Here is a 26,401-nt window from a genome sequence, read left to right as displayed (position 1 = left end):
GAGCACATGAGCGGGACCTTCGTCGGGATGCCGGCCTTCCCCGAGGCCGCGCACGAAGCCGTGCACAACGCCACCCTGCGCGGCAATCTGCGCCACGCCACCCACACGATCCGCAGCAAGCGCGCCAAGGCGGTCGCCGAGGTGTCCGACTGGGCCGCGCTGCGCGAGGCGGGCAAGCAGATCAAGGACCACACACTCCGTCATCTCCACCGCTACCTCGTGCAGTTGGAGGAGTCGGTCACCGCAGCGGGCGGCACCGTGCACTGGGCCGCCGACGCCGACGAGGCCAACCGGATCGTCGCGGAGCTGGTCAAAATGACGGGCGAGAGCGAGGTCGTCAAGGTCAAGTCGATGGCCACGCAGGAGATCGGGCTCAACGAAGCCCTCGAAGCGGAGGGCATCCGCGCCTACGAGACCGATCTCGCCGAACTCATCGTCCAGTTGGGCAAGGACCGGCCATCGCACATCCTCGTCCCGGCGATCCACCGCAACCGCGGCGAGATCCGGGACATCTTCGCCCGTGAGATGAGCGAGTGGGGCCGCCCGGCCCCCGAGGGCCTGACCGACACGCCCTCCGAGCTGGCCGAGGCCGCCCGGCTGCACCTGCGGGAGAAGTTCCTGCGCGCCAAGGTCGGCATCTCCGGCGCCAACTTCATGGTCGCCGAGACCGGCACGCTGGTCGTCGTCGAGTCGGAGGGCAACGGCCGGATGTGCCTGACGCTCCCCGAGACCCTGATCTCGGTCGTCGGCATCGAGAAGATCGTGCCGACGTGGCAGGACCTGGAGGTGTTCCTCCAGACCCTCCCGCGCTCGTCGACGGCCGAGCGCATGAACCCGTACACCTCGACATGGACCGGCACCACGGACGAGGACGGCCCCCAGACCTTCCACCTGGTCCTCCTCGACAACGGCCGCACCGACACGCTCGCCGACGAGGTCGGCCGCCAGGCGCTGCGCTGCATCCGCTGCTCGGCGTGTCTCAACGTCTGCCCTGTGTACGAGCGGGCGGGCGGCCACGCGTACGGCTCGGTCTACCCGGGCCCGATCGGCGCCATCCTCAGCCCCCAACTCCGAGGCATACAGAGCGAGATCGACGCCTCCCTCCCGTACGCCTCCTCGCTGTGCGGCGCCTGCTACGAGGTCTGCCCGGTCGCCATCGACATCCCGGAAGTCCTCGTCCATCTGCGGGAACGGGTCGTCGAGGGCGGTCTGACGACGCGGGACGGCAACAAGGTCGTCCTCAAGCCCGCGAAGGGGCATGCCGCCGAGCGGGCGGCGATGCGCGCGGCGCGCTGGGCGTTCAGTCACCCCGGCGCGCTGCGCACCGGCCAGCGGCTCGCGTCGCGGACGCGCCGCTTCCATCCGCGGACGCTGCCGGGCCCCGGCAAGGCGTGGAGTGCGAGCCGTGATCTGCCGGCGGTGCCCGCGGAGCCGTTCCGCGACTGGTGGCAGCGTACGCAGGGCGGAAAGGCGGACTCGAAGTGAGCAGCAGGGATGTGATCCTGGGCCGGGTACGGCGCGCGATCGCGGACGTACGACAGGACGACACGCCTTACGAGCAGGCCGTTGACCGGAGTTATCTGCGCGAGCACGGCGCTCGGAGTGTCGCAGAGACGGTGGATCTGCTCGCCGAGAATCTGGCGGACTATCGGGCGGTCGTGCACCGTTGCCAGGCCGGCGAGTTGGCGGCGACGATCGCCGGGCTGCTCACCGAGCGCGGCGCGGAGACGGTGGTCGCACCGGTGGGGCTGGACGAGGCCTGGCTGGCGGCGACCGATGCGACGCGTGTCCCGGACCGGCTCGGCAGTACGCCGCACGAGCTGGACGCGGTCGACAGCGTGGTCACCGCGTGCGCGGTGGCCATCGCAGAGACCGGCACCATCGTCCTGGACGGTGGCCCCGACCAGGGCCGCCGCCGCATCACCCTCGTCCCCGACCACCACATCTGTGTCGTACGCGTCCCGGATCAGGTCGTCTCCTCGGTCCCCCAGGCCCTGGAGCGCCTCGACCCGGCCCGCCCGCTGACGTGGATCTCCGGTCCTTCCGCGACCAGTGACATCGAGCTGGACCGGGTCGAAGGGGTGCACGGTCCACGCACCCTGGAGGTGGTGCTGGTGAGCGATCAGGCCAGGGCGGAAGTCAGCTCGTAGGCCCCGGACGGCAGCCGGTAGACGGCCACGCCGTCCACGAAGCCCTGGCACTCGACTCCGGGCACCCGCGCCAGGGGCGTCCTGCCTTCACGGACGGTGGAGGGGTCGGTGGCGGGGATGCGCAGGGTCGCCGTGCTGTTGGACGGGACCACGGCCCGGTAGGTCATCGTCGTCCCCTTCACCGACCACTCGCTGACGATCTCTCCGTACGGTGACTCATGCGAGCCGGTCACCTGCGTGATCTTCCCGGTGGGGTCGAGGTGCGGCTGGAGGAAGAAGTGCTTGAACCCGGGGTGGGCCGGGTCCTTGGCGATACCGGCCACGCCCTCGTACATCCATTCGACGACGGCGCCGTAGGCGTAATGGTTGAAGGAGTTCATCTCGACCGGGCCGAAGCCGTCCGCCTTCGAGTACGAGTTCCAGCGCTCCCAGACGGTGGTGGCACCGTTCTTCACCGAGAACAGCCATGAGGGCAACTCGTCCTGATGGAGCAGCTTGTACGCCAGGTCGTCGCGGCCTTCGTCGGTCAGCACAGGGGCGAGGACGTTCACCCCAAGGAAGCCCACGGACAGCGTGTTCTCCGCGTACTGCACGCGGGTGCTGTCCGGGTGGGCGCTCTTGTAGGCCGCGTCGTTCCCGATGTTCTCCGCGAGCAGCCTCAGGAGTTCGCGACGTTGTACCTGCGTGTCGTACAGGCCGAGTTTCAGGGCCCACAGCAGCGCGGTCTGGGAGTTGTCCTCGGTGGGAGCGGCGCCGCCCACCTCCGACGCCTTGCCGAGGCTGGAGCGGAGGACGAGGCTGCCCGAGGAGTCGGTGCCGAGGTACTTGGCGACGAACTTGCGCTTGATGTTCGCGAAGAGCTCGTCGTACGCGCGGGCCTCGGTGTCTCGTCCGGTGGCACGGGCCATGTCGGCCATGAGGCGGGTCGAGTGACCGTAGTAGACATCGCTCATGAGCTGGGAGCTGGTGTTCTGGAAGGCCAGCCAGTCGCCGAACACCGAGCCCTGACCCGCGTACGAGTCGCCCGACTTGCCGTGGATCCAGTCGATGTACTTGGCCATGGCCGACCAGCTGCGGTCGATGACACTGGTGTCGCCGGACATCTGCCAGACGGTCCACGGCAGGATCACGCCCACGTCGGACCAGCCGCTCTCCGGGGCCGGGAAGGCGAACCGGGAACCGGGCGCGATACAGGTGAACTGGGCACCGTCGACGCCGTAAGTCTTCTGCGACTCGATCAGGGTGTCCTGGAAGTGGCTGAGGAAGTTGACCGCGTCGCCGTTGTAGAGGCCGGTGTTGCAGAACACCTGGGTGTCACCGGTCCAGCCCTGGCGCTCGTCGCGCTGCGGGCAGTCGGTGGGCACCCACAGGTAGTTGCCGCGCTGGCCCCAACGGACGTTGCTGAACAGCTGGTTGACCGGCGCGTTGTCGGTCGTCACCGTGCCGGTGTCACGGATCGCGGAGGTGGCGACCTTGCCCGTGACAGCGGAGACCGTGACGGTGGTGTCCGGGCTGGCGATGGTCACCTGGACGTAGCGGAAGCCGTAGAAGGTCAGCGAGTCCTGGTGGGTCTCGCCGTCCTTCGCGCCCTTGAGGGTGTAGGTGCTGGTCGCCTTGGCGGTGCGCAGGTTGGCCAGGTAGACCGAGCCCTTCGGTCCGTCGGCGCCTTCGCTGTCGTCGTTGAGCATCTCACCGAAGCGGAACACGACTTCGGCCCCCGCGGGGCCCTTCAGGGTGTAGCGGGGGACGCCGACCATGTTCTGCCCCAGGTCGAAGACCGCGGTGTCCCCGGTGCGCAGGGTCACGGCCGCCTTCGCCGCCTGCTTCGGATCGGTGACCGACCGGTCGGGGTCGACGACGATGTGGCCCTTGCCGTTCGGGCTGGTGGACTCGCCGGCCACCTGGTTGTAGACGGTGACGGACTCAGGGCGCCGGTCCCACTGCTCCATCAGCCGGGCTGTCTCGCCGGGGTAGGCGACGAGCTTCGCGTCGGGGAACTTCGCGCCGAAGCCGTGCTCCTCCACCTCCGCCCAGTCGGAGTCGTCGAAGCCGTTCGCCGACCAGCCGGGAAGTTCCCTGCGGGCGTCGTACGTCTGCCCGTCGTAGATGTCGTCCTTCCGGTACGGGCCGGCGTCCGTGGCCTTCCATCCGCCGCCGGGCTCGGTCACCAGGGTCTGGGTGGACCCGTCGGCGTACCGGATCAGCAGCTTGGCCTTGAGGGCGAGAGGGTTGCCGTCCTTCGCGTAGTACTTGCTGTCGTCCAGTCCCGGGATGCCCGTCGCCGCCTCGCTGATCCGGGAGTTGTACCAGCCGTTGCCGAGCACCGCCGCGAGCGTCACCCGCCGCTCCCGCGCGACCAGTTCCGTGACGTCGTACGTCATGTAGTTGACGGTGGTGTCGTAGTTGGTCCAGCCCGGGGTGAGCAGCTCATACGTGCTGCCCTCGCCCTGCGGCACCGAGACCCGGAGGCCGTTGACATAGGCGTCGTAGACGCCCAGGGCCGATATGTAGAGCCGGGCCTCGCGGACCCGCCCCTTGAGCGCGGTCTGCCGTCGCAGCAGCGGCGCCCCCGCGCTGTTCGGAGCCTTGCCCGCCATGCTGATCCACTTCGCGCCGTCCCAGCCCGACACGCCGTCGGTGCTGCGCAGACCGGTCTCGAAATGGGCGGGCGGCGCGCCGGTGACGGCGCGGCCGTCCTCGTCCCACACGCTCACGGTCCAGAAGTAGCGCGTCGAGGCGCGCAGCGGATTGCCGTCGTAGCGCACCGCCACCGAGTCCGGTGACTCGACGCGGCCGCTGTTCCACACGTCCGAGCGGGCACGGGTGAGTCGCTCGGGCGAGGTGGCCACCAGGATCCGATAGGCCGTCTGGCGCCGGCCACGGGCTGGGGACGCCATGCGCCAGGCGAAGCGTGGCTTGTCCGTGTCCACGCCGAGTGGGCTCGTGCGGTGTTCCACCGTCAGCCCCGTCAGGGAGGTGCGGTCGGAGGCCGGCGCGGCCCATGCCGAGCCTCCGGTGCCGATTCCTCCGGCCATCGCCACGGCTCCGGCCCCCAGCGCGGTGGTGAGCACCGTTCTGCGCCGGACGTTGCCTGTTCCTTCGTTGTGTGTCGCCTCGTTCACGCCGTCATCCCTTCGGCTTCGGAGGAAGTGAGTTGTAACGTTTCACTTCAACTGGCTGCGAAGGTAGTGGCGGCTGGGGCGCATGTCCACCACTCCAACAACGCGACTATCAGACAGAATTCAACAGAACTGACCGCGGGGCGCAGTCATGGAGCGATCGAGACACGCGCGCCGCTCGGGCGGGATTGAAACTTTTCAAAAACGGAACTTGCACTTCATGCACAGGGGGACGCAGCTGGTGAGCGGGCGTCGGGCGGCCCGGTTAGCGTGAGGGAATGATCCGGTTCGAGCAGGTCACCAAGCGCTACCCGGACGGCACGACCGCCGTGGACGGCCTCTCCTTCGAGGTTGCCGAGGGCGAACTCGTCACGCTCGTCGGCCCGTCGGGCTGCGGCAAGACGACGACCATGATGATGGTGAACCGGCTGATCGAGCCGACGTCGGGCCGGATCTTCGTGAACGGCGAGGACATCGCCACGGTCGACCCCGTGCTGCTGCGGCGGCGCATCGGATACGTCATCCAGCAGGTCGGACTGTTCCCGCACCGGACGGTGCTCGACAACACGGCGACCGTGCCGACGCTGGTCGGCTGGAAGAAGGCGAAGGCGCGGGCGCGCGCCGCCGAGCTGCTCGATCTGGTGGGCCTGGACCCGAAGACCTACGGATCGCGCTATCCGGAGCAGCTTTCGGGCGGTCAGCGTCAGCGGGTCGGCGTGGCGCGGGCGCTCGCCGCCGACCCGCCCGTGCTGCTGATGGACGAGCCGTTCGGGGCCGTCGACCCGGTGGTGCGGGAGCAGTTGCAGGACGAGTTCCTGCGGATGCAGGAGGCCGTGCGCAAGACGGTGCTGCTGGTCACGCACGACATCGAGGAGGCGGTGCGGCTCGGCGACCGGATCGCGGTGTACGGGCAGGGGCGCATCGAGCAGTTCGACACGCCCGGGGCGGTCCTCGGCACGCCCGCCACGCCGTACGTCGCCGAGTTCGTGGGCGCCGACCGCGGCCTGAAGCGGCTGTCGGTCACCGCGATCGAGGTCGACGACCTGGAGCAGCCGCCGATCGCGCGCCTGGACGAGCCCGCCGCGCAGGCCGCCGGGCGGCTGGACGCCGAGGGCGCCCGCTGGGCCGTCGTGCTCGACGCCGATGGCGATCTGCACGGGTGGGTCGGCGTCGACGAACTCGCGGCGGGCGGTACGGTCGGCGACCTCGCCCACCGCATGAACTCCTGGGTTCCGGTGGGCTCCCCGCTGAAGCAGGCCTTCGGTGTGATGCTCCAGCACGACGCGGGCTGGGTCGCCGTGCTGGAGGGGGCGCGCTTCCTCGGCGTACTGACCCCGGCGAAGCTGCACGAGGCGCTGCGGCGCTCGGTGGACGCGGACGCCCTCGGCGTGTCGCGGGGTCAGGTGGACTTCGACTCCGTGGCGGACGCCTGAACCGTGGACGGGGTGGTGTGCTCCGACCGGTTCGAGCGGTCGAGGAGTCCGAAGGCCCAGCGTTCGTTGAAGCCCGCCAGGAAGCCGACGGCGCACCAGAATCCCCAGAAGGCGGTGCTCTGTCCGTCCCCGTTGTCCGCGCAGATCCCGGCGGGCGTGGCGGGCATGTCGAACAGCTTGATGAAACCGGCGTTGAGCAGGAAGTAGACAGCCAGCGCCAGGATCCAGCCGACCAAGACCCGGTAGACGCCTTCGTGGCGCATCCCGCGGGCCATCTGGCCGGGCGCGACGGCACCCCGGTCGCCGTTGGTCCTGCGGCGCGACAGCTCCTCCCCGCTGTTGCGCAGCCGTACGAGGACGCTGAGCACCGCGCCGAATGCCCCTACTCCCCCGCACACGAAGGCCCCCATCAGACTCCAGCGATCGCTACAGCCCACCTCGACCCGCAGCAGGTCGAGCAGCCCGGCGGCTCCCACCAGCAGGGGCACGAACAGCAGCACGACACTGATGAGCGCGCCCAGGCTGAGCCCCACGTTGATGCCCCTGCTGACCGCCAGCGCGCCGTCCTGGTCGATGCGCGCCCGCAGGCCGGAGATCTCCTTGTTGAGATAGTCGGCGAGGTGACGATCGGGCTCCGTGCCGGTCAGCCGCGCGTCCCGCAGGACGTTGCTCAGCACGCATCCCACGGTGATCCTGAGCGACTGTCTGGTCTGCGACTCGAAGGCCCGCTGCGACTCCCCGTAGAGCAGCTGAAGCTGCACCTGCTGCTTGGAATAGACGAGTTCGAACCGCTCGTACGCCTTCTCGCAGCCGGGCTCGACGAGATTCGCCAGTCCATCGGCCTTGGTGTCGGTGCGCGCCCCCAGGACCGCTTCACGTAATGCCTGCCGCCATGTCCGGCGGATACCCCCGTAGTCCCCCATAGAGAACATGTACCGGCACCCGGCCCGCCCGGGAAGCCGCCCGACCGCACCAGTACGGTCACCGACGTCACGGAGCCGTCACCTCGGGCTCCGGCCTTCATGACCGCAGCGGAGCGTCGTCAGCAGTAGACGATCGGGCAGCCGCGCCGCAGCGAGTGCTGGGCGGCTCGCAGGTACAGCGCCACGTAGAAGCACGTGTCCAGGTCGTCCCGCCACGGTCCCGATCCGGCGGTGGCGGCTTCCTTCGCCGGCCCGTCCAGGAACCACATGGTCAGATCGAGGTTGTCGCACGTCGCCGGTATCTCGTCGTCCGGCAGCTCGATGGCCGCCGCCAGCCGCTCCGCGAGGGCGAGGACCTGAGGAGCACCCGCGACCATCGTCGACTCCGTATAGGACGATTCGACGGGCAGCCAGATCTCCTCGTCGAGCGACAACGGCACCAGCACCGACCAGCCGCAGAGAGTTTCCACCTCCTCCCGCGACAGGTGCGCACGGCACAGAGCGGCGAATCCGTCCATGGGAGGAACCAGCTTCTCCTCGAACCCCAGGCCGGAGCCGCGAACGAAGTCCGTCTCCTCGGGAACGGACTCGTACGGCGGCAGACCGCGCCGCCTCAACTCCTCGTTCAAGGCGGAGGCTGTCTCTCCCCGCCCGTCCTCGCTGTCGTCGCACCACTCCTGCGCGCCGACACTCACCAGATATACGCCCATGACCGCAACGTACAAGGCACCACTGACAACGCATGGAACCTCACTTCAGCAGGCCCTGGTCCTTCAGATAGGTCCGGGCCACCTCCTCCGGCAGCCGTCGCCAGCTGTCCACCTGCTCGTTCATGGACGCCAAGTCGGCGGTCGTGAGTACGTCGTTGAGCTTGCCGAGCGCCTTGGTGACACCCTCGCTGCCGGCGCGGGAGCGGTTGACGACGGGCACGATGTAGTCGGCGTTCTGCAGATGTTTGTCGTCGGCGAGCAGGACGAGCCCGAAGTCGTCCAGGGTGGCGTCCGTCGTGGTGGTCAGCACCATCTGGTCCTGGCCGTTCTGCACGGCCCGCTTGGCCTGGGTGGTGCCGACGCCCTTCGGGTCGACGGCGGTGATGTCGATGCCGTACGTCTTCTTCAACCCGGGCTCGCAGTACGGCCGTTGCACGCACTCGTCGCCCGCGGCGAGCCGCACCTTCAGGCCGGACCTTCCGAGGTCGCCGAGCATCTTGAGGTGGTGCTGACGCGCGTACGCCCGAGTCACGGCGAAGGCGTTCTGGTCGACGGCCTTGCCGGCGTCGAGGACGGTGAGTCCGCGAGGCGTGGCCAGCTTGCGCAGCGCGGCCATCGTCGCGTCGAGGTCGGGTGAGCCGACGGGGGGTGCGTCGGCGCCGTTGGTCTTGGCGTTGAGCCAGTCGGCGAAGGTGGCAGCGTATTCGGCGACGACGTCGATCTGGCCGGATTCCAGGGCCGGTTCGTACAGTTCGCGGTTGGCGACGGTGAGCATGGATGTCTTGTAGCCGGCCTGGTTCAGCAGCAGCGCGTACATCTGGGCCAGCAGGTCGCTCTCGGTGAACCCGGCCGAGCCGATGGTCAGGTGCTTGCTGTCGCCGGGCGACGCGGTGACCGCGCCCCGGGTCTCCAGGGAGGGGCCGGTGGTGCAGCCGCTCACCAAGACCAAGGACACCAGTGCGGTACGTCGCCTCACCGCGAGCCTCTCGCCCAGTACGGCGCCAGCCGCTCGGCGACCTCGAAGATCCCCTCGACGATCAGCGCGAACACGGCGACCAGGACGGCACCGGCGACGACCTGCGGCGTACTGGCCAGATTGAAGCCGGCGGTGATGATCCGGCCGAGCCCGCCGCCGCCCGCGAGCGCCGCGATGGTGGCGGTCGCCACGAGCTGCACGGCGGCGATCCGCACCCCGTTCATGACCATCGGGAGCGAAAGGGGCAGTTCCACGTGAAACAGCATCTGCCGCCCGGTCATCCCCATCCCGCGCGCCGCCCGCACCACGTCGCGGTCGACCTCGCGCATCCCGACGTAGGCGTTGGTGAGCAGAGGCGGCACGGCGAACAGGACGAGGGCGACGACGGTCGGGCCCTCGCCCCACTTGCCGATCGGGGTGAGCAGCAGAAGCACCAGCACGGCGAAAGTGGGGACCGCCCGGCCGATGTTGGAGATGTTGACCGCCAGCGCGCCGCCCTTGCCGAGGTGGCCGAGGACGAGGGCCACGGGCAGCGCGATCAGACAGCTGATGACCAGGCAGACCACGGTCAGCACGAGGTGCTGGGCGAGGCGGTGCCAGATGCCGTCGGCGCCCGACCAGTGCGCGGGGTCGGTGAGCCAGTCCCAGGCCTCGCTCAAGGTGTTCATCCGCGGGCCGCCCTGGTCCAGGGGGTGATGAGCCGCTGGACGCCCAGCAGGAGGAGGTCCGCGGCGACGGCGATGACGACGCACAGCACGGACGCGGTGAGGACCTGGGCCTTGAAGTAGGTGTTCATGCCCGAGTAGATGAGGTTGCCGAGCCCTCCGAAGCCGACGATCGCGCCGACCGTGACCAGCGAAACGGCCGAGACCGTGGCGATCCGCAGCCCTGCCATGGCTGCGGGCACGGCGAGCGGCAGTTCCACGGTGAGCAGCAGCCGGATGGGCCCGTATCCCATGCCGCGCGCGGCCTGCCGGGTCTCCTCGGGGACGGCGCGCAGGCCCGCGAGGATGTTCCGCACCAGGAGCGTCAGCGAGTAGAGGACGAGGCCCGCGACGACCAGGGCGGCCGACAGTCCGTACAGCGGCAGGAGCAGCGAGAACATCGCCAGTGACGGGATGGTGTAGAGGATCGTGGTCACGCCGAGGACGGGTCCCGCGGCCCAGCCCCAGCGGCGGGCGAGTACCGCGAGCGGCACCGCGAGGACGAGCCCGATGAGCACGGAGACCGCTGTCAGCTGGAGGTGCTGGACCACCGCATCGAGGAGGATCTGGCGGCGGGTGCTCAGATACTCACCGCAGATCCACTCGTTGCGCGCGAGGCAGTCGTCCGGGGGCGCGGTCACGCGTCCATTCCATCGGGGGCGGGCGGGGGTCGGCGCGTTGTGGTGACCCGTACGGGGTGGTGCTGTCTACACCCCGGATTACGGGTTCTGCGCCCCATGTGGTCCCGCCTGCGTCTCCGTAGCTTCGTTGGCATGGCACAGGGCGTGCCGGACGGAGAGTGATGACGATGTTTCGCCGAGCGCGACGTACGCACGAATCGGGACCCGCCCCGGAGGCTCTGCGGCTGGTCAAGGTCAGCAAGACGTTCGGGGTCGAGGAGAGTGCCGTGACGGCCCTGGACGGGGTGACGCTCAGCCTGGCGCGGGGCTCGTTCACCGCGGTGATGGGGCCCTCGGGGTCCGGCAAGTCCACGCTGCTGCAGTGCGCGGCCGGGCTCGATCGGCCCGACAGCGGCATCGTGATGGTGGACGGCGCGGAGATGACGGGCGGTGGCGAGGCCGAACTGACGAAGTTCCGGCGCAGTCGGATCGGCTTCGTGTTCCAGCAGTACAACCTGCTGCCGACGCTGACCGTCGCCCAGAACACGGTCCTGCCGCTCAGGCTCGCCCACCGGCGTGTCGACCGTGCGCGGGCCCGGGAGATCCTGACGGCGGTCGGTCTCGGCGACCGGCTCGGCCATCTGCCCGACCAGCTCTCCGGAGGACAGCGGCAGCGCGTGGCGATCGCCCGTGCGCTGGTCACCGAGCCTCGGGTGATCTTCGCGGACGAGCCGACCGGCGCGCTGGACACGCGCAGTGCGCGGGATGTGCTGCGTCTGCTCCAGGAGGCGGTACGGGTGCACGGCAGGACCGTGGTGATGGTGACGCACGACCCGGTCGCCGCCTCCTACGCCGACTCCGTCGTGTTCCTCGCGGACGGACGGCTGGCGGGCGGGTTGCACGCGCCGACGGTTGACGCCGTGGCCGAGCGTCTGGCGCACCTGGGCGACGACGCGTTGATGGGGGTGTGAGTCATGTTCGCTCTGGCCCTGCGCTCGATTCGCAAGCGCCCCGGGCGCTTCACGGCGACGCTGCTGTCCGCGTTCCTCGGCGCGGCGATCATCATGACGTTCAACTCGATGCACGACACGGCCGGGCAGCCGGGCGTCGACTCGGTGAGCGCGGAGTCGCTGTCCACCGCGGCGAGCGTCGTCGGCGGCTACGGCAGCCTGCTGGTGTTCTTCGCGGTCGCCTCGACGCTGACGGTGAATGTCCGTCAACGCGGCGCCGAGATCGAGCTGTTGCGGTGCTCGGGGGCGACTCCGGCGCAGATCAAGCGCATGGTCGTCGGCGAGTCGGTGGCGGTCGCGCTGGTGGGCGCGGTGCTGGCGATCGGTCCGGCGATGCTCGGCGGGCAGGCCCTGTTGCACGTCTTCCAGGACAGCGGTCAGGTGCGGCGGTCCGTGGACTACTCCTTCGGTCCCATCGCGCTCCTGTCGGGTATCGACGTCACGGTGCTCGCGGCTGCGGGCGCGGCGTTCCTGGCGGTACGCCGGGCGACGCAGCGCCGTCAACCCCGGGGCGGGGCGCGGAAGTTCCTCGCGTACGCGGCCCTGGCCGTGGGCGTCGCGGCGGTCTGCTCCACGTTTGCCTTCTCCGCGCGGGACGCCGCGCTGATGGCGCCTCCCGCGTACGGCGCGATCCTGCTGTCGGTGGGGTTCGCGTTGCTGTCCCCGAGGCTGCTGAAGGGCCTGCTCGACCGGCTCCCGCTGTCGGGCCCGAGCGGGTATCTGGCCGTACGGAACATGCGCCGGCGCGCCGAGGAACTGTCCGGTGTCCTGATGCCGCTGATCCTGTTCACCTGCATGGCGACGGCGACGCTCTATATGCAGGCGGTGGAGAACGACGCGATCGACGACTCGGGCGTGCCGAAGTCCGTCGACGCCAAGAACCTGGAGACCCTCAATCTCGTGGTCGTCGGCATCATCGTGGTCTTCTCCTGCATCATGCTGATCAACTCCCTGTACGCGGCGACGACTTACCGCAGCCGGGAGTTCGGGCAGCAGCGGCTGGCCGGTGCGACGCCGGGCCAGGTGCTCTCCATGGTCGGCGCCGAAGGCATGCTCCTGACGGTGACCGGGGTCTTCTTCGGCACCGTGGCCGGGCTCGCGGGAATCCTCCCGTTCACCCTGGTCCGTACGGACGCGACATGGCCGGGCCAGGGCCTGGGCATCTGGCTCGCCATCGTCGCGGTGGCGGCGGCGGTGACGCTCGGGACCAGCCTGTTCACGGCCCGGCGCGCCCTGCGGACGCCCGCGGTGGCGGCGGTGACGATCGCCGCGTGACCGGATGCTCGATCCGGGGAGGGGCACCCGCCGAGCGGGTGCCCCTCCCCGCGTTGGCACGCACCCCGTCGAGTGGCGACGATGTACTCGAAGGACGCGGCCCGATCCCGGAGGGGACGATGAACCAAGACGCCCAGGAGCCGGAACGGATCGTCGAGCTGCGGGAAGAAATAGACCAGTTGAAGGAAGCAGTCACCTCGCACGCCGTCGTGGACCAGGCGATCGGCATGGTGGTCGCCCTCGGGCGGGTGACACCCGATCAAGGGTGGGCCGTTCTGCGGGAGGTCTCCCAGCACACGAACATCAAGCTGCGCACCATCGCGGAGATGATCATTGTCTGGGGTCAGAAAGGAGATCTGTCGCCCGATGTTCGCGCGGTCCTCGAGGACACGCTCGACAAATACGGGCCGGCCCAGATCCCGGATCCTCCGTCCACTCCGTGACCCGAAAAGTGTTTGGATCCAGCCCGCCCCGGTAGTTCGAAGAAAGGCGAGATGCTGGCCAACCATTCCCGGGAGGGTTCGGCAGTGAGCTCGCCCCCGGCCGCCCGGCCCGAGGAGACTCGACCGGGCGGCCGGGTAGGCTCACCCGGCCGTTCCGGAAGCTATGCCGCATCGGCGAGCACCTGCTCACGCAGCGTGGCACAGCAATTGCTGATCAGACGGGACACGTGCATCTGCGAGATGCCGAGCTGCTCAGCGATGAGGCTCTGTGTCATACCGCCGAAGAACCGCAGGTAGAGGATGGTCCGCTCGCGCTCGGGCAGCGCGCTCAGCGCGGGCTTCACGGCCTCGCGGTCGACGACCAGGTCGAAGCCGACATCGAGCTCGCCCAGAGCGTCCGCCAGGGCATATCCGTCCTCGCTGCCCGGCAGCTCGGCGTCCAGCGAGAGGGCGGCGAAGCTGTCCAGGGCCTCCAGGGCGATGCGTACGTCCTCCTCGCACAGGTGCGCGCACTCGGCGATCTCAGCGACGGTGGGCTGTCGGCCCTGGATCGTCTGGGACAGGTCCTTCAGTGCGGCGCGCACCCGGGTGCGCAGGTCCTGGACGCGACGCGGCACATGCAGGATCCACATGTGGTCGCGGAAGTGACGCTTGATCTCGCCCGTGATGGTGGGGATCGCGTAGCTCTCGAAGGCGTTGCCCAGAGCCGGTTCGTACCGGTCGACGGCCTTGACCAGGCCGAGGGCCGCGACCTGGCTCAGGTCCTCGATGGATTCGCCCCTGCCGCGGTACCGGCCCGCGATGCGGTCCGCCATGGGAAGCCAGGCGCGGACGATCTCGTCGCGCAGCGCCTGCCGCTCGGGTCCGTCGGGCAGACGGTGGAGCCGGACGAAGGCGGCCGCGGTGTCCGGGGCGTCGTCGTGGGGATGTTGCTTCGTTCTGGCCGTGGCGCGCATGGTGCTCACAACTCCCTCGTGGGGTGTTGAGTGGACAGTCACCATGGGAGTACGCGCACGGGGACCGGTCGGAGACACCCGCGGCCGGCGTACCGACTCCCACGGACGTGCCTCCTGTCCGAAGCACTAGAAATCAAATTCCCCGCGTCGACGAACGCAAACAGATTCGTGAATAATGTGACGCCCGGCAATCGTCCGGTCCTGGAGTGTGACCGACTTCGATTTCACCCGCTCCCTTTCACCCTCGAATTACGAAGGTTTCACTCTCGAATTACGAAAGGAACCCTCCGACGACTGGGGCGCCGACTGCAGGGTGACCGCTCTTCATATCACCGGGATCATGCCGTTGACCAGGTGTTCCGTTCAGGTGTTCAGGTTGCGTTCAGGCCCGTTGCCGCCCTTGGCAATTCCTGCACCAGAAGCCCCCAAGCGATCGTAAAGACCCCTGTGGCAACGCCAGTTCGCCATGTCATCGTGCGGGGCATGAGCACAGAGCACCTCACCCGTCACCCCCGCGTCGCCGGCCCCTCCGCCACCGCCCTGGCGAGCAAGGTTCCGGAAGTCACCGTCTACTTCTGGGTGATCAAGGTGCTCACCACCGGCATGGGCGAGACAGCCTCCGACTTCCTTGCCCAGCGGCTCGGGCCCGTCCCCGCCGTCGGCCTCGGCGGGCTGGCCCTCGCGGTCTCGCTGGCCCTCCAGCTCACTGTCCGCCGCTACGTCGCCTGGATCTACTGGACGGCGATCGTCATGGTCAGTGTGTTCGGCACGATGGCCGCCGACGTCCTGCATGTGGGCCTCGGTGTCCCGTACACGATCTCGACTCCCTTCTTCATGGTCGCGCTTGCCGCCGTGTTCGTCGTCTGGTACTCGAGCGAACGCACCCTGTCCATCCACAGCGTCCGCACCCGCCGCCGCGAGATCTTCTACTGGGCCACCGTGCTGGCCACCTTCGCGCTCGGCACCGCCGCCGGGGACCTCTCCGCCACGATCGGCCTCGGCTACCTGGGCTCCGCCGTCCTGTACACCGTCGCCATCGCCGTCCCGGCCGTCCTGCACCGCTGGGGCGCACTCGGCGCGGTCGCCGCCTTCTGGTCCGCGTACGTCATCACCCGCCCGCTCGGCGCCTCGGTCGCCGACTGGATGGCGCTCGGCCATTCCCGCGGCGGCCTCGCCCTGGGACTGGGGCCCGTCACCCTGTCCTGGACCGTCGCCATCGTCGGGTTCGTCGGCTATCTGGCCGTGTCACGGCGGGATGTCCAGGACGTCCAGCACTAAGTCGTGTTACAGAAGGCCGTGATCAGGGGTGTACCCCTCCATCAGGCAGTACCAGGCGCCCGGGTCGTCCAGGTGTAGCGGCTTCTTGCCCGCGACGGGTGTCGCCCACGACGATGCCTCGGTCGAAGTCTGCGTTGTAGGCCCAGATCGTGCGCCCACGGGTGACTCTTCGCAGGTGCGGCAGGACTTTCTCCCACGGTGCCGCGCGGCCGACGTCGTGGTCGGAGAGACCATGCACCCAGGACGCCTGCCGGCTGATTTTCTCGGTTGGCCGTACGAGAGTCTCCATGAGCTTCCGGCCAGTAGCCGCGTCCAGGACGGCGATCTCAACGGCCTGCCCCTCCAGGGCAGTTGTCTCCGGTATCGCGGATCACTGCGGTGTCGGCCTGCAGCAGGGCGCGCGCCTCGCGCGTGATCTCGTTGGCATGGCAAGCGGCCGCTGGGGCGGGGGTCAGATTGGCCCGGAACTGGGCGGCCCCAGTTGGTGGGGACTTCGAGGCTTGCGGACGTCCTGCAGTGGCCCTGGGGAATGGCGTGTGTTGGGACCACCTAAGCGTCTTGTCACTGGGGCGGCCGGCGGAATCCCTCCGCGCGTGTGATCTCGGGGTGACAGGATCCGCTGATGGCTGTTGATCCGTTGCTGAAGCAGGCCCAGGAAGTATGGGAAACGCTGGCTGCTGTGCCGGTGTCGTTTCCCCCGGTGGACGGCTTGAACGTGGTCACGTCGCCTGCCTCGCAGATGGCTCCGCCACCGTGGGTCGGGATTGTGGTGCTGGGTGACTCGGCGATCATCACGGCGCCGACCGACAGGGCTGCACAGGTTCTGCGTCGGATCCTGGCCAGGATGCCGACCACCGCATTGACATCTCCAGTCGCGGTTCGGGCCGTATTGCCGGTGGATGAAGTGCTGGGTCCGGCGGTCTTGGGATACGTGTCACGTGACGGCTTCCGCCCGGCGCCGGCTGACCGTTCCGTGAAACGGCTTGCCCCCGGACATCATGACCTGATGACGTTGGTGAACTCGGTGCCGCCCGAGGACGCCCGTGAGAGCGGGATGGACGAGATCACCTCCGCTGCGTTCGTCGTGCGCAATGGCGCGGACGTGGTGGCCGCGGCAGGGTTTCAAGCCTGGCCCGCGGCAGCAGCCCATCTGTGCGTGCTCACCGCACCAGGGGAAAGAGGCCGCGGGCTGGCGCGGCAGGTCGCTTCCGCGGCGGTGGCGCAAGCACTCGCCGACGGTCTGCTCCCGCAATGGCGTGCCCGCCCGATGGCTTCCCGTAACGTCGCACGGGCGCTGGGGTTTCGCGAGCTGGGAAGCCAGCTCAGCCTCCGCTTCAACCAGGAGGAGCTTCCCCTGGAAGACTGACCAGAGCGCGTCACCCTGCGGCTGTGTTCTTCTGTGATTTGGGGCGAGCCAGGCGATATGACTCGGTGCCGGTCTCGATGGCAGAGGCGTTGAAGGTGAGCCGGTCTACGATCGCCGCGCAGAGCCCCGAATCGGTGAGGGTCCTGCTCCAGCCGGTGAGCGCCTCGTTGGAGGCGATCGCGAGACTGCTCTTTCCTCACGCTCAGTGAGAACCTCGAAGAGCATTTCCGCGCCGCGCCGATCCAGTCCGAGATGGCCGGAGTGTGCCGATGGCCACGCCTGCCCCCGAGCCACCGTCCGTCGATCCGGCCACGGTGATCGCAGACACGGTGGCGTTCAGTGCGGAATCACCCAGCCCGGCGCCCAGGTCCCGGCGGCGTCGTGGCCGGCCGCTGTGGCGGCGAGGTGGGCGCGGAGGGTGGCCAGCGCCGGGTGGGGGTTGTCGCGGTGCCAGAGGAGCGAGTGCGGGTAGACGGGCGTCGGGTCGGTCACCGGGATGCGGCGCAGTCCGTGGTCGGCGGGCCAGACGAGGCGGGTCTGCTCGCCCATGAAGGTGGCCAGGGCCGGGGTGTCGGCGACGGTGTCGAGGAGCGCATCGGAGCCGAAGTTGGGGCCGGTCGCCTCGATGGTGAGGCCGAACTCGGCGACGAGGTCGTCGTAATAGGCGGCCCACTCGGTACCGGGGACGATGCCGGGCATCCAGATCCGGTGCCCGGCGAGCTGAGCGACGGTCACCGACCGGGCGCCTGCCAGCGCGTGGGCGGGGCCGGTGAGGAGCTGGAGCGGCTCGTCGAGCACCCGGACGGACTCGATGTCTTCGGGAAGGGGCCAGCCGGGCACGGCGACGGCGCGGAAGGAGGCGTCGATCGCGCCGGACCGAATGGCGTCGACGGCCGTCTCGACGTCGAACAGCATCACCACGTCGAGCTCGATCTCGGGGTGCGCGCGGTGGAAGCCGCGCATCAGGCCCGACGGCGCGACGCGCGAGGCGATCACATCGACGCGCAGCGGACGGCTGCCGGTGCGCACGGACGCGACCGCGCGCTCGGCGACGCGCAGCAGCTCGCGCGCGTGGGGCAGGAACGCCTGCCCGTCGATGGTGAGCTCGGCGCCGCGCGCGGTGCGGGTGAACAGCCGCACGCCGAGATTGCGCTCCAGCGCGGCGATGCGCTTGGAGACAGCCTGCTGGGTGACCGCCAGCTCGGCGGCGGCCTCCTGGAACTGCCCTCCGTCGGCGGCGGCGACGAAGGTCCGGACGGTGTCGAAGTCCATGCCGATACCCTATGGACACAACCGTTGGTTGTGGCCGGCGGCCCCGCGGTTGTTTGATCCCCGGGTATGGTCCTCGCTTTGATGCTTCCGATCGCGGATCGGTTGTGCGGGCGAGGGGCGTCGGGCATGAGGAGCGGGCACCGGCTGGGGCGGCGGTTCGGGTGGCTCTGGGGAGCGTACGGGACCAGCGCGCTCGGCACGTGGCTCGCCTTCGGCGCGTTCCCGCTGATCGCCATCCGGGTGCTGCACGCCGGACCGGCCGAGGTCGCCGCCCTCTCCTCCGTGGGGGCTGCGGTGGGCGCAGCCGTGGCGGTGCCGCTCGGCCCGTGGGTGGAGTTCCGCCGTAAGCGGTCGGTGCTGATCGCGATGGACCTGGTGCGGTTCGCGGCGCTGCTGACGATCCCCGCCGCGTTCGCGCTCGGCGTGCTCACCTTCCTTCAGCTCCTGCTGGTCTCGGTCGTCGTCGCGGCGGCCGACATCACCTTCCGCGCCGCCTCCGGCGCGTACCTGAAGACACTGCTGCCGGCCGAGGACCTGCTCGTCGCCAACGCCAGATTCGAGTCCACTGCCTGGACGACCACGATCATCGGACCGCCGCTGGGCGGCGTGGCGATAGGGCTCCTCGGCCCGGTGGCGACGGTGGTGGCCGACGCGGTCAGCTACCTGCTCTCGGCCCTGGGCATCCGCGCGACGGGCGGGCACGAGCCGCGACCCGAGGGCCGGGAGACCGCGCGCATGCGGGCCGGGGACCTGCTCGACGGCTGGCGGTACATCCTCGCCGACGCGACGCTGCGTCCGCTGTTCTTCAACACCGCCCTGTTCAACGGCCTGGTGATGGCCGCCCAGCCACTGCTGGCCGTCCTGATGCTCGGCCGACTCGGGTTCGCACCGTGGCAGTACGGCCTCGCCTTCGCCGCCCCCTCGATCGGCGGGCTCCTCGGTTCGCGGCTGGCCCGACCGCTCGTCACCCGGTTCGGGCAGCACCGGGTCCTGATCGTGGCCGGGGCGCTGCGCGCGCTCTGGCCCGTCGGCCTGGCCTTCCTGGGACCGGGCACCGGAGGGCTGCTGCTGGTGATGGGCGTCGAGCTCGGGCTCATCTTCTGCTGCGGGGTCTTCAACCCCGTCTACGCCACCTACCGCCTCGAGCGCACCGCGACCGACCGGGTCGCCCGCACGCTGTCCGCCTGGGCGGTGACGACCAAGGCCTCGACCGCGCTCCTGACGGCCGTCTGGGGCGTGCTGGGCGGCCTGCTCGGCCCGCGTACGGCCATCGGCCTGGCCGGCGTGCTCCTGCTGGCGACCCCCCTGCTGCTCCCCCGCCGCGCGGCAGCACTTCCCTCCGAGCCGGAGCCGGCGAGCCGCGCCTGACGGGCGGGGGCGCGGCGCGGCGCGGCGCGGCGCGGCAAATCGTGGCTCACGTGCCCAATGCGCCTCAACAGCCCCCAGATACTTGTGAGGCGCATACGGCGCAAGACCACCTGCCTCACATACCTGAAGCCTTCTGGCGACCCCAGATAGCCGAAGCTGCCTAGTTCGGAGAAGGGCCACTTTGCGGCAGCTGCAACACCCTCGAAGGCAAGGGCATCCCGCGCTACTTCCTCGAGGAAAGGGAGGGGGCCGCGCTGCACCTGCTGGAGTGCCGTGGCTACCTACGAAGGACATCATGGTGCCCGAGACCGCAGCGCTCGTAGGGGACTTCGTCGACAGGGCTCTCTCTCGCCCCGGCATGACCGCAAGCGGGTCACCTGGAGGGCCGGCCTGAAAGGAGGAGTCTGTGCTGAATGAGCGCAGAACCGATCAACCTTCACCCTCAAGGGGCGCGCAGTGTTAAGACCGACCGGCGATTGCAGTGTTAAGACCGACCGGCGATTGGGGACCGCTGTAGGCCAGAAAGGGGGCAGTAAAGCTGCTTGTAGGGTCAGGGCCGTCCGGGCTGCTGGTGTCTCCGCCTCCTGGGAACCACGGCCCGTAGGCTGCGTCACATGAACGTTCTCTTCATCGCGAGTACGGCGGTTGTCGCCGCTGACCCGCCGCGGAGCCGCAAACTGTTCATTGACGCCCTCGGCCTCCCGCTGCAGGGCGAAGACGACGGCTACTACTCCAGCGAGAGCATCCCGGGCAGCAAGCACTTCGGCGTGTGGCCGCTCTCCCAGGCAGCCGAGGCATGCTTTGGCACGCCGACGTGGCCCGCCGACCAAGTGGTCCCCCAAGCATCGATCGAGTTCGAGGTCGAGGACGCGGACGCTGTCGCAGCGGCTGGCGGCGAGCTTGAACGCGCGGGCTTCGAACTGCTGCACCCGGCCCGTACCGAGCCGTGGGGACAGACGGTGACCCGGCTCCTCACGGACGATGGCTTGATCGTCGGAATCTCCTACGCCCCCTCGCTTCACGACGAAGAACATGCCTGAGCTTCGAGTCCACGCCCTGCGCGTAGCGGGTTCAGCGCTGGGATGGTTCGGTGACCAGGCCCAAGCGCCGGCTAAGGGTCGCCGGCGGCAAATGGATCACTTGAGTCAGCGGTGGTGGGTCGGCCGTCCCAGCGGTAGCGCCTGGTCGCGCGTCGGATGAGCATGCGGAGCGCGACGAGTACAGCGGCGAGGCAGAGGTAGAAGTCCACGACGCTGTTTCAGTCCCCGCTTGCCCCGGTCGACTGGTGACCGCCCCGCCTTCTCGCCAACGGACGGGGCCTTGGTGATGCAGCCGGCCACCAAGATCTCGCCCAGCCCGAGACCAATCATCCGGTCGCAGGCTTCCAGGGCGAGGGCGTGAATCTGCTCGGATATCCCGAGCTCAGCCCACTCTTTGACACGCCGTCGGACAGTGCGGTCGCAACATCCGGGAGTGGAGATGCGCTCGTGGCCGGAGCCATGGACCAGCGCGAGCACGACGTGCTCGAAGACCGTCCGGTCGGCGATCCAGCGGCGGTGACAGCCCAGCGAGTGGTCCGCGGCGAACGCCTCCCGTGCGGACAGGAGCGCGGCGAACTGGTCCCACAGGGGTTCGAGCAGACAAGATGGCAGCGCGGGCACGGGGAGGGAGGGCCAGCACGATGAAATCGGATGAACGCAGGACGCGGATCCGGGAGGTACGTCGTCGGCTCGCGCAGGAGGGGCCGCCGTGGACGCGGGACCGCAAGGCGGACTTCGAGACGGTCACGGTACCCGAACGCGATTGCGACCAGTTGCGCGACCTGCTGATCTCCGAGGGCGTGCAGACGGTTGTCGAGGTCGGTCTCGCCTACGCCAGTTCCGCGCTCGCGATCGGTGAAGCGCTGGTCACAGTCCAGCGGCCGAGTCCCCGGCACATCATCATCGACCCGTTTCAAGAACGTGACTGGTCCAATGCCGGCTGGGACTTGCTGCGCTCCGCGGGGCTGGACTCGATCGCCTCGCTCATCCCGGCTCCTTCGTCGATCGCGCTCCCGCAACTCCTCACCGAAGGTCTTGTGGCCGACGCGGCATTCGTGGATGGCAGTCACCGGTTCCATGAAGTCTTCGTCGATCTCTACTTCTTGCGCAAGATTATCCGGCCTGGCGGACTGATCGTTATGGACGACGCCGGGGCGCCATCAGTGCTAACCGCTGTGCGCTACTACGAGCAGAACCTGGGGTGGACGGTGATTCCCGGCGCCTTCCCGGGCAGCACTCCTACGACGGTTGCCGCCAATGTCCAGGCCGAATCAGCGACGCGTTGCAAGGCCATGCGCTTGCCTGACCCGCCGTTTGAGCCGCCCTTTGAGGAGTTCCACGCCTTTTAGTGGAAGGGCTCAGCCGGTGGGCTTCGGCTCGAGGATGACGAACCGCGCCTACGCCGGCATGGAAGGGGCACCTGGGATACCACGGGTGCCGCCGCGGTTTCCCGGGTGCCATAGGGGCAGGCGGCGGATCAGTTCACGGGCCTGTGCGTATGCGTCCTCGGCGGATTTTGACACCAGCGTCTGGACGAAGGGCAACACGGCCGTGGTGACCAGGGCCGTCAGTACGACTTGCTCGCCGGGGAACGAGGCACTGGAGGTAGAGCGGGAAGGCGCGAGCGGACTGTATTGAATCTCCGTGGCGCGACGACACCAGTGTTCCGCCTCATCCTCGCGTCCTTGGTCCGTGACGAGGCGAGCGAGCTCCCGCGGCGGCAGGAATCGACACCCGCTCCCAGGCGTTGCTGGCCGCCGTCCCCCCTGCCGGACCTACGGAACCCTGTGGTAGCCGACGCTGGCTGTGCACGCGGGAACGGGAGTCGATTGTCGACGGCTTCGGGAGTCACGTCGCGGCTGTGCCGCGTGATCAAAGTCGATCGGTTTGGGAGTCGCTGCGGCACCTCATGCTCACACGGTCAGGTTCGTTTGGGACGACACAGTGGAGACGGTTTCGTAGCGGATGAACCACTCGGTGGAGAGAATCCGCTCCCGGACGGCCGTCGGGAATCCGGCAAGCAAGCCCGGCGCGGCCCCCCGATCCACCTCGGTGCGATGAGCCAGCACGGCGGCCCACTTCTGCTCCAGCCAGGGGCTGACATCGACGGTTGCGGTGATCCGCTCGTCGGCAACGGTGTTCATGGCCTTGCCCCCACGGACCAGGTCGCTCAGCGCACCGATAGCCGAGTGCGGGTGCGTGGCCAGGTAGAGGGCGCTCGGTTGCCAAGGTTCACCGGCATCCGGATAGAGCCCCTCAAGCCCGGAGGCCTGGACTGCGAGCGTGGTCACCCGGTTGGTGTGCACATGGTCTGGATGGCCGGTCAGGCCGCCGTAGGCGTCATGGGTGACCACGATCTCCGGGCGGAACTGGCGCAGGTGAGCGACCAACCGCCCCACCGTCTCGTCGAGGGGCGCATCGCAGAAACGCGACACACCCGGAGCCGACTGCGGTACGCGAGCGTCTGCATAGCCGAGCATGCGTGGCTCGTCAGTGCCTAGGATCCGAAGTGCTTCGGCGAGTTCCGCGCCGCGTTGCGTGTCCGCGGTCCAGGTTGCTGTGACAACTGCGGTTCGAGCGCCTGCGGCCGCGTGCCGGGCGAGCACGCCGCCCGAGAACAGGGACTCGTCGTCGGGGTGGGCGAACACCGCGAGCAAGCTCGGCACCGGCATCGATTGATCACCTTCCAGCACGAGGCCCTGACCATATTCCTTGAGGGTATGGCCGGTTCGTGCCCCGCCCCCCACAACGATCAGGCCGTCGTCACGTTTCGTAAGCCGATTGGCTGGCGAGGCAGGTGACTCCCGAAGTCGCGCACAGCGGACATTCGCGCGAGTGCGGCTCCCCATCTCGCGTCGCAACGACGTCGCAACTCCCGCACACAGCCACAGCGCCGCCCCTATCGGTTGACCGCTGCGCCCACATCACCGCGCAGTGTCGGCAGTTCAGCCGAGACCAGGACTGCTGAGTGCCGTGGTCCATTCGGTGACGATGGCCTGCTGCGCAGCGTCGAGGGTTGACCTTGCCGGAGCAGACCACAGTGTGCAGCTTCGTCTCCGCGGTCACCACGCTGACGCGATAGGAGCGCGTGGACGATGAGGACCACGAGCAGCTGACCGAGTACGGCCGCGAGTTCCGCACCATCCCCGCCTCAGTCCACGACGTTCACGCGAACCTGAGTATCGGCAACCTGGGCTTCGAGGAGTACGCGGCATGGGCCCGCGCTGACCCGGAGGGAATCTACCGGTCCTTCTGAACAGACAGATGCTGAGGGGAACTTGACCGAGCCATCAGAAACAGGCACTGACGGTTTTGCCCACATCGTGACGCGTGGCGGGATGTCGGTTCTTGGAACCGGGAGGGCGGCCGGGGCCGGGGCGGCTGGGTTTGGGCACGCGGGCCGGGCAGGTGAGGGCGGATGTGTGGGGACCCGCGCCGGACGCGGATCGGGGTGAGGGCCACACCGGGGCGTGTGGCCTTCTCCCAGGGCTTGCTCTGGTCGGCGGCAAGCGGGGCAGGGAAGCGGCGTTGAGTGTGAGCGGTGATGTCGGGCCAGGTCAGCGGTCCGCTGCCTGTTCGCTTGTTCGCGACGACTGGTCGGCTGGTTCGTCATCGAGGCCGGGCCAGAAGGACGGCGACGTCGTCATGCGATGGTGTGGGCAGCAGGTCGGTGATGAGGTGGTCCCGGACTTCGTGCAGTGTCTGGCATGGCCGGTGCAGGGCGTGGGCCAGCTGGTCCAGGCCGTGGTCCAGGTCGTAGTCGTGGCTTTCGATGAGTCCGTCGGTGTAGAGGACGAGGAGGCTGCCGGGCGGGAGAGGGACGTGTTCGGTCTCGAAGGGCACATTGCGTGGGGCACCCAGGGGTGGGCCGCAGGTTCCGTTGAGGAACCGGACCATGCCGTGGGGGTCGACGAGGACGGGCGGAGGGTGGCCGGCGCGGGTGATCAGACACCCGCAGGTGGCCGGGTCGTAGACGGCGTAGGCGCAGGTGGCGAGTTCGCTGTCGCCGAGATCGGCCACTGCGGCATCCAGGTGGTGCATCAAGCGGCCCGGCGGGACGTTCTGGGAGGCCAGGGTGCGGGCCACGGTGCGCAGCTGGCCCATGACCGCCGCGGCCCGGATGCCGTGTCCCATGACGTCCCCGATGATCAGGCCGGTCCTGCCGTCGGTGAGTGTCAGGACGTCGAGCCAGTCGCCGCCCACTTCGTTCTCGCTGCTGGCTGGGAGGTAGCCGCTGGCCAGTTCGAGTCCGGGCACGGTAGGGAGCGGCTTGATGAGGCTGCGCTGCAGGGTGAGGGCCGCTTGGTGCCGACTGGCGTAGAGGCGGGCGTTTTCGATGTTCAGAGCTGCCCGGGCGACCAGCTCGTCGATGAGTACCATGTCCTGTTCGTCGAACGCTTCGCCGTGGGTACAGGTGACGATCACCAAACCGAGGACCTTGCCCCGCGCGTTCAGCGGGACGACACGCGCGGTGCCCGGGGCACTGTAGGCAAACAGGCCCGCCACCGGGATCGAGGGCACGGCGCCCAGCACAGGCAGCGGCAGTGGCACGGTGCGGGGGCGTCCGTGGGCGAGGACGGTCGCATACACCGATCCGGGTGGGATGGGGTGCGTCACCTCGCCGGCCGGCTGCCCAGCCGGCGTGACGGGGCCGGGTCCCGCCGTGGCCACCCGGTGCAACAGGCCGTGGGCGGATGCGCCCACGTCGTCGGGTGCGAGCACTCCCTTCAGCAGCAGCACCTCGGCGGTGTCGGCGAGCTGGGGCACGAGCATCTGGGCCAGTCCACGGGCCGCCTGCCGCAGGTCCAAGGTGGTGCCGATGCGCTCTCCGGCTTCGGCCAGCAAGGCGAACCGCTGGCGCGCCCGCTCGGCCCGCAGGTGATCGGCCTCCCCCTCCGTGATGTCGATGACCGAGGCGATCACACCGAGCCGTTCGCCATTACTGTCGGTCAACGGGGCGTAGGAAGACGACCAGATGCGGTCCTGGTCGGGGGCAGCGGCAGTGCGGCCGGTGCGGCGATCCAGCACAGCGCGCCCGATACGGAGCACGTTCCGCATCGAAGCTTCCGCTGCCCCATGGTCGATACCAGGAACCACGTCACGGATCCGCTTGCCCACGTGCGCGGCTGCGGGCAGGCCGTTCATTTCAGCTAGAGCACCGTTGACCCGCACATAGCGCAGCTCGCGGTCGAACAGCGCCAGGCCGATCGGCGACTGCCCGAACAGCCCTTCCAGGGCCGCCAGCGAGTCCCGCATGCGCCGCACGGCAGAGGTCTCGGCAGCGATGACCTGCGTGCCGGGCCGCCCTGCCGGGTCGCTGATCGGGGATATCCACATTTCCATCTCGACGGTGTGCCCATCCCGGTGCCGCACCGGATAGGCCCCCACCACGGTCTCGCCGGCCCGGGACCGGGCACTCAATTCCCTGGCCAGCTCCCAGTTGCATTCCGGAACCAGCAGGGGAAGCCCGTCATGGCCGATGATCTGCTCCGGCCGCCAGCCCAGCAGCTCCTGCGCCGCCAACGCCCACATCCACATACGCCCGTCGTGGTCGATCGCCCAAACCGCCATAGGAAGCAGCTCCCGGAACACACCAGGGTGACCGACTGCCGGGGGCCCCTCCACCGGCGGGCCACTGCCCGAATCCGACCGCTCTACGACCATGCCAAGCCCTGACCGGCCGCGAGGAGGACACCGCCCCACAGACACCTGCTCCCGCGCCCTGTTTCGATCTGCCTGAGAAATATTGACGAGAAAT

At 69.1% G+C, this 26,401-nt stretch carries 23 protein-coding genes and 3 pseudogenes; 12 read left to right on the top strand and 14 right to left on the bottom strand.

All coding sequences use genetic code 11. From position 1 onward, the window contains the following. Positions 1-6 precede the first annotated feature (6 nt). Positions 7-1,485: a LutB/LldF family L-lactate oxidation iron-sulfur protein gene (locus tag AB5J53_RS44940; protein WP_369251327.1), complete on the top strand. Its 1,479-nt coding sequence runs from the start codon at positions 7-9 to the stop codon at positions 1,483-1,485. After that, positions 1,482-2,150, top strand: coding sequence for a lactate utilization protein C (locus tag AB5J53_RS44935; RefSeq protein ID WP_369251326.1), 669 nt, complete (start codon positions 1,482-1,484; stop codon positions 2,148-2,150). The genes AB5J53_RS44940 and AB5J53_RS44935 overlap by 4 nt, the downstream gene beginning before the upstream one ends. Here AB5J53_RS44935 and AB5J53_RS44930 read toward each other — a convergent pair. Further along, the gene (locus AB5J53_RS44930) at positions 2,123-5,185 is read right to left on the bottom strand and encodes a family 78 glycoside hydrolase catalytic domain (RefSeq protein ID WP_369252867.1); all 3,063 of its coding nucleotides are present in this window, start codon (positions 5,183-5,185) and stop codon (positions 2,123-2,125) included. The two genes, AB5J53_RS44935 and AB5J53_RS44930, sit on opposite strands and share 28 nt — an antisense overlap. A 362-nt stretch (positions 5,186-5,547) precedes the next feature. Between AB5J53_RS44930 and AB5J53_RS44925 the strand changes: the two genes are divergently transcribed. Beyond that, a complete protein-coding gene (locus AB5J53_RS44925; protein WP_369251325.1) occupies positions 5,548-6,702 on the top strand; it encodes an ABC transporter ATP-binding protein in 1,155 nt (384 codons plus the stop codon). Here AB5J53_RS44925 and AB5J53_RS44920 read toward each other — a convergent pair. The 5 genes from AB5J53_RS44920 to AB5J53_RS44900 all read right to left on the bottom strand — a co-directional run bounded on the left by AB5J53_RS44920 (position 6,669) and on the right by AB5J53_RS44900 (position 10,656). Next, positions 6,669-7,634 (bottom strand): hypothetical protein, encoded by a 966-nt coding sequence (locus AB5J53_RS44920; protein ID WP_369251324.1) that lies wholly within the window; start codon positions 7,632-7,634, stop codon positions 6,669-6,671. The genes AB5J53_RS44925 and AB5J53_RS44920 overlap by 34 nt on opposite strands. Positions 7,635-7,744: 110 nt before the next feature. Continuing rightward, on the bottom strand, positions 7,745-8,335 hold the full coding sequence (locus AB5J53_RS44915; RefSeq protein WP_369251323.1) for a hypothetical protein: 591 nt from the start codon (positions 8,333-8,335) through the stop codon (positions 7,745-7,747). A 40-nt stretch (positions 8,336-8,375) separates the two neighbouring features. After that, positions 8,376-9,311, bottom strand: coding sequence for an ABC transporter substrate-binding protein (locus AB5J53_RS44910; RefSeq protein ID WP_369251322.1), 936 nt, complete (start codon positions 9,309-9,311; stop codon positions 8,376-8,378). Further along, positions 9,308-9,979 carry an ABC transporter permease gene (locus tag AB5J53_RS44905; protein ID WP_369251321.1) on the bottom strand — a complete coding sequence of 224 codons (672 nt, stop codon included), beginning with the start codon at positions 9,977-9,979 and terminating at the stop codon, positions 9,308-9,310. The genes AB5J53_RS44910 and AB5J53_RS44905 overlap by 4 nt, the downstream gene beginning before the upstream one ends. Then, positions 9,976-10,656: an ABC transporter permease gene (locus AB5J53_RS44900; protein WP_369251320.1), complete on the bottom strand. Its 681-nt coding sequence runs from the start codon at positions 10,654-10,656 to the stop codon at positions 9,976-9,978. Before AB5J53_RS44900 ends, AB5J53_RS44905 begins: the two co-directional genes overlap by 4 nt. 167 nt (positions 10,657-10,823) lie before the next feature. Between AB5J53_RS44900 and AB5J53_RS44895 the strand changes: the two genes are divergently transcribed. From AB5J53_RS44895 to AB5J53_RS44885, 3 genes are all read left to right on the top strand, one after another. After that, positions 10,824-11,606 carry an ABC transporter ATP-binding protein gene (locus tag AB5J53_RS44895; RefSeq protein ID WP_369252865.1) on the top strand — a complete coding sequence of 261 codons (783 nt, stop codon included), beginning with the start codon at positions 10,824-10,826 and terminating at the stop codon, positions 11,604-11,606. A gap of 3 nt (positions 11,607-11,609) precedes the next feature. Beyond that, positions 11,610-12,920 carry an FtsX-like permease family protein gene (locus AB5J53_RS44890; protein ID WP_369251319.1) on the top strand — a complete coding sequence of 437 codons (1,311 nt, stop codon included), beginning with the start codon at positions 11,610-11,612 and terminating at the stop codon, positions 12,918-12,920. Positions 12,921-13,039: 119 nt separating this feature from the next. Next, positions 13,040-13,363: an ANTAR domain-containing protein gene (locus tag AB5J53_RS44885; protein ID WP_369251318.1), complete on the top strand. Its 324-nt coding sequence runs from the start codon at positions 13,040-13,042 to the stop codon at positions 13,361-13,363. Between the two features lie 161 nt (positions 13,364-13,524). Here the strand turns inward: AB5J53_RS44885 and AB5J53_RS44880 are convergent, their stop codons facing one another. After that, positions 13,525-14,319, bottom strand: coding sequence for a SigB/SigF/SigG family RNA polymerase sigma factor (locus AB5J53_RS44880; RefSeq protein WP_369252863.1), 795 nt, complete (start codon positions 14,317-14,319; stop codon positions 13,525-13,527). A 483-nt stretch (positions 14,320-14,802) separates the two neighbouring features. On the opposite strand from AB5J53_RS44880, the gene AB5J53_RS44875 reads away from it, so the two are divergent. After that, complete coding sequence (locus AB5J53_RS44875; protein ID WP_369251317.1) at positions 14,803-15,597, top strand: hypothetical protein; 795 nt, start codon at positions 14,803-14,805, stop codon at positions 15,595-15,597. A gap of 22 nt (positions 15,598-15,619) precedes the next feature. Here AB5J53_RS44875 and AB5J53_RS44870 read toward each other — a convergent pair whose 3' ends face one another. Next, positions 15,620-15,922, bottom strand: coding sequence for a hypothetical protein (locus AB5J53_RS44870; protein WP_369252861.1), 303 nt, complete (start codon positions 15,920-15,922; stop codon positions 15,620-15,622). 297 nt (positions 15,923-16,219) lie between these two features. On the opposite strand from AB5J53_RS44870, the gene AB5J53_RS44865 reads away from it, so the two are divergent. After that, complete coding sequence (locus AB5J53_RS44865; protein WP_369251316.1) at positions 16,220-16,963, top strand: GNAT family N-acetyltransferase; 744 nt, start codon at positions 16,220-16,222, stop codon at positions 16,961-16,963. A 10-nt stretch (positions 16,964-16,973) separates the two neighbouring features. On the opposite strand, the pseudogene AB5J53_RS44860 reads toward AB5J53_RS44865, so the two are convergent. Further along, positions 16,974-17,221 (bottom strand): annotated as a pseudogene (locus AB5J53_RS44860) (ATP-binding protein); the annotation flags it as partial. Between the two features lie 78 nt (positions 17,222-17,299). After that, positions 17,300-18,235, bottom strand: a complete 936-nt coding sequence (locus tag AB5J53_RS44855) for a LysR family transcriptional regulator (protein WP_369251315.1) — start codon at positions 18,233-18,235, stop codon at positions 17,300-17,302. A 126-nt stretch (positions 18,236-18,361) separates the two neighbouring features. On the opposite strand from AB5J53_RS44855, the gene AB5J53_RS44850 reads away from it, so the two are divergent. Both AB5J53_RS44850 and AB5J53_RS44845 read left to right on the top strand, forming a co-directional pair. After that, entirely contained in the window at positions 18,362-19,603 is a 1,242-nt protein-coding gene (locus tag AB5J53_RS44850; RefSeq protein WP_369251314.1) for an MFS transporter, read from the top strand. A 614-nt stretch (positions 19,604-20,217) separates the two neighbouring features. Beyond that, positions 20,218-20,643, top strand: a complete 426-nt coding sequence (locus tag AB5J53_RS44845) for a VOC family protein (RefSeq protein WP_369251313.1) — start codon at positions 20,218-20,220, stop codon at positions 20,641-20,643. Between the two features lie 71 nt (positions 20,644-20,714). On the opposite strand, the pseudogene AB5J53_RS44840 reads toward AB5J53_RS44845, so the two are convergent. Beyond that, a pseudogene (locus tag AB5J53_RS44840) lies at positions 20,715-21,264 on the bottom strand (hypothetical protein). Between the two features lie 20 nt (positions 21,265-21,284). Between AB5J53_RS44840 and AB5J53_RS44835 the strand changes: the two are divergent. Then, complete coding sequence (locus tag AB5J53_RS44835; RefSeq protein ID WP_369251312.1) at positions 21,285-21,992, top strand: class I SAM-dependent methyltransferase; 708 nt, start codon at positions 21,285-21,287, stop codon at positions 21,990-21,992. A 564-nt stretch (positions 21,993-22,556) separates the two neighbouring features. On the opposite strand, the gene AB5J53_RS44830 is transcribed toward AB5J53_RS44835, so the two are convergent. Next, positions 22,557-23,315, bottom strand: a complete 759-nt coding sequence (locus AB5J53_RS44830; protein ID WP_369252859.1) for a PIG-L deacetylase family protein — start codon at positions 23,313-23,315, stop codon at positions 22,557-22,559. Positions 23,316-23,731: 416 nt separating this feature from the next. Between AB5J53_RS44830 and AB5J53_RS44825 the strand changes: the two genes are divergently transcribed. Next, positions 23,732-23,899 carry a hypothetical protein gene (locus AB5J53_RS44825; protein WP_369251311.1) on the top strand — a complete coding sequence of 56 codons (168 nt, stop codon included), beginning with the start codon at positions 23,732-23,734 and terminating at the stop codon, positions 23,897-23,899. A gap of 34 nt (positions 23,900-23,933) precedes the next feature. Here the strand turns inward: AB5J53_RS44825 and AB5J53_RS44820 are convergent. Both AB5J53_RS44820 and AB5J53_RS44815 read right to left on the bottom strand, forming a co-directional pair. Beyond that, a pseudogene (locus AB5J53_RS44820) lies at positions 23,934-24,201 on the bottom strand (transposase); the annotation flags it as partial. Between the two features lie 51 nt (positions 24,202-24,252). After that, positions 24,253-26,214 carry a SpoIIE family protein phosphatase gene (locus AB5J53_RS44815; RefSeq protein WP_369251310.1) on the bottom strand — a complete coding sequence of 654 codons (1,962 nt, stop codon included), beginning with the start codon at positions 26,212-26,214 and terminating at the stop codon, positions 24,253-24,255. Between the last annotated feature and the right edge of the window lie 187 nt (positions 26,215-26,401).

It is taken from the genome of Streptomyces sp. R41 (assembly GCF_041053055.1).
Classification (GTDB): Bacteria; Actinomycetota; Actinomycetes; order Streptomycetales; family Streptomycetaceae; genus Streptomyces.
This window is presented reverse-complemented; position numbering and strand designations above follow the sequence as displayed.

Excerpts from the sequence above, each read along its gene's own strand:
- AB5J53_RS44940 (WP_369251327.1), top strand. The coding sequence starts at position 7 with ATGAGCGGGACCTTCGTCGGGATGCCGGCCTTCCCCGAGGCCGCGCAC.
- AB5J53_RS44895 (WP_369252865.1), top strand. The coding sequence starts at position 10,824 with ATGTTTCGCCGAGCGCGACGTACGCACGAATCGGGACCCGCCCCGGAG.
- AB5J53_RS44880 (WP_369252863.1), bottom strand. The coding sequence starts at position 14,319 with ATGCGCGCCACGGCCAGAACGAAGCAACATCCCCACGACGACGCCCCG.
- AB5J53_RS44865 (WP_369251316.1), top strand. The coding sequence starts at position 16,220 with ATGGCTGTTGATCCGTTGCTGAAGCAGGCCCAGGAAGTATGGGAAACG.
- AB5J53_RS44850 (WP_369251314.1), top strand. The coding sequence starts at position 18,362 with ATGAGGAGCGGGCACCGGCTGGGGCGGCGGTTCGGGTGGCTCTGGGGA.
- AB5J53_RS44855 (WP_369251315.1), bottom strand. The coding sequence starts at position 18,235 with ATGGACTTCGACACCGTCCGGACCTTCGTCGCCGCCGCCGACGGAGGG.
- AB5J53_RS44930 (WP_369252867.1), bottom strand. The coding sequence starts at position 5,185 with ATGGCCGGAGGAATCGGCACCGGAGGCTCGGCATGGGCCGCGCCGGCC.
- AB5J53_RS44835 (WP_369251312.1), top strand. The coding sequence starts at position 21,285 with ATGAAATCGGATGAACGCAGGACGCGGATCCGGGAGGTACGTCGTCGG.
- AB5J53_RS44890 (WP_369251319.1), top strand. The coding sequence starts at position 11,610 with ATGTTCGCTCTGGCCCTGCGCTCGATTCGCAAGCGCCCCGGGCGCTTC.
- AB5J53_RS44925 (WP_369251325.1), top strand. The coding sequence starts at position 5,548 with ATGATCCGGTTCGAGCAGGTCACCAAGCGCTACCCGGACGGCACGACC.
- AB5J53_RS44875 (WP_369251317.1), top strand. The coding sequence starts at position 14,803 with ATGAGCACAGAGCACCTCACCCGTCACCCCCGCGTCGCCGGCCCCTCC.
- AB5J53_RS44830 (WP_369252859.1), bottom strand. The coding sequence starts at position 23,315 with ATGCCGGTGCCGAGCTTGCTCGCGGTGTTCGCCCACCCCGACGACGAG.
- AB5J53_RS44845 (WP_369251313.1), top strand. The coding sequence starts at position 20,218 with ATGAACGTTCTCTTCATCGCGAGTACGGCGGTTGTCGCCGCTGACCCG.
- AB5J53_RS44815 (WP_369251310.1), bottom strand. The coding sequence starts at position 26,214 with ATGGCGGTTTGGGCGATCGACCACGACGGGCGTATGTGGATGTGGGCG.
- AB5J53_RS44885 (WP_369251318.1), top strand. The coding sequence starts at position 13,040 with ATGAACCAAGACGCCCAGGAGCCGGAACGGATCGTCGAGCTGCGGGAA.
- AB5J53_RS44920 (WP_369251324.1), bottom strand. The coding sequence starts at position 7,634 with ATGTTCTCTATGGGGGACTACGGGGGTATCCGCCGGACATGGCGGCAG.
- AB5J53_RS44915 (WP_369251323.1), bottom strand. The coding sequence starts at position 8,335 with ATGGGCGTATATCTGGTGAGTGTCGGCGCGCAGGAGTGGTGCGACGAC.
- AB5J53_RS44905 (WP_369251321.1), bottom strand. The coding sequence starts at position 9,979 with ATGAACACCTTGAGCGAGGCCTGGGACTGGCTCACCGACCCCGCGCAC.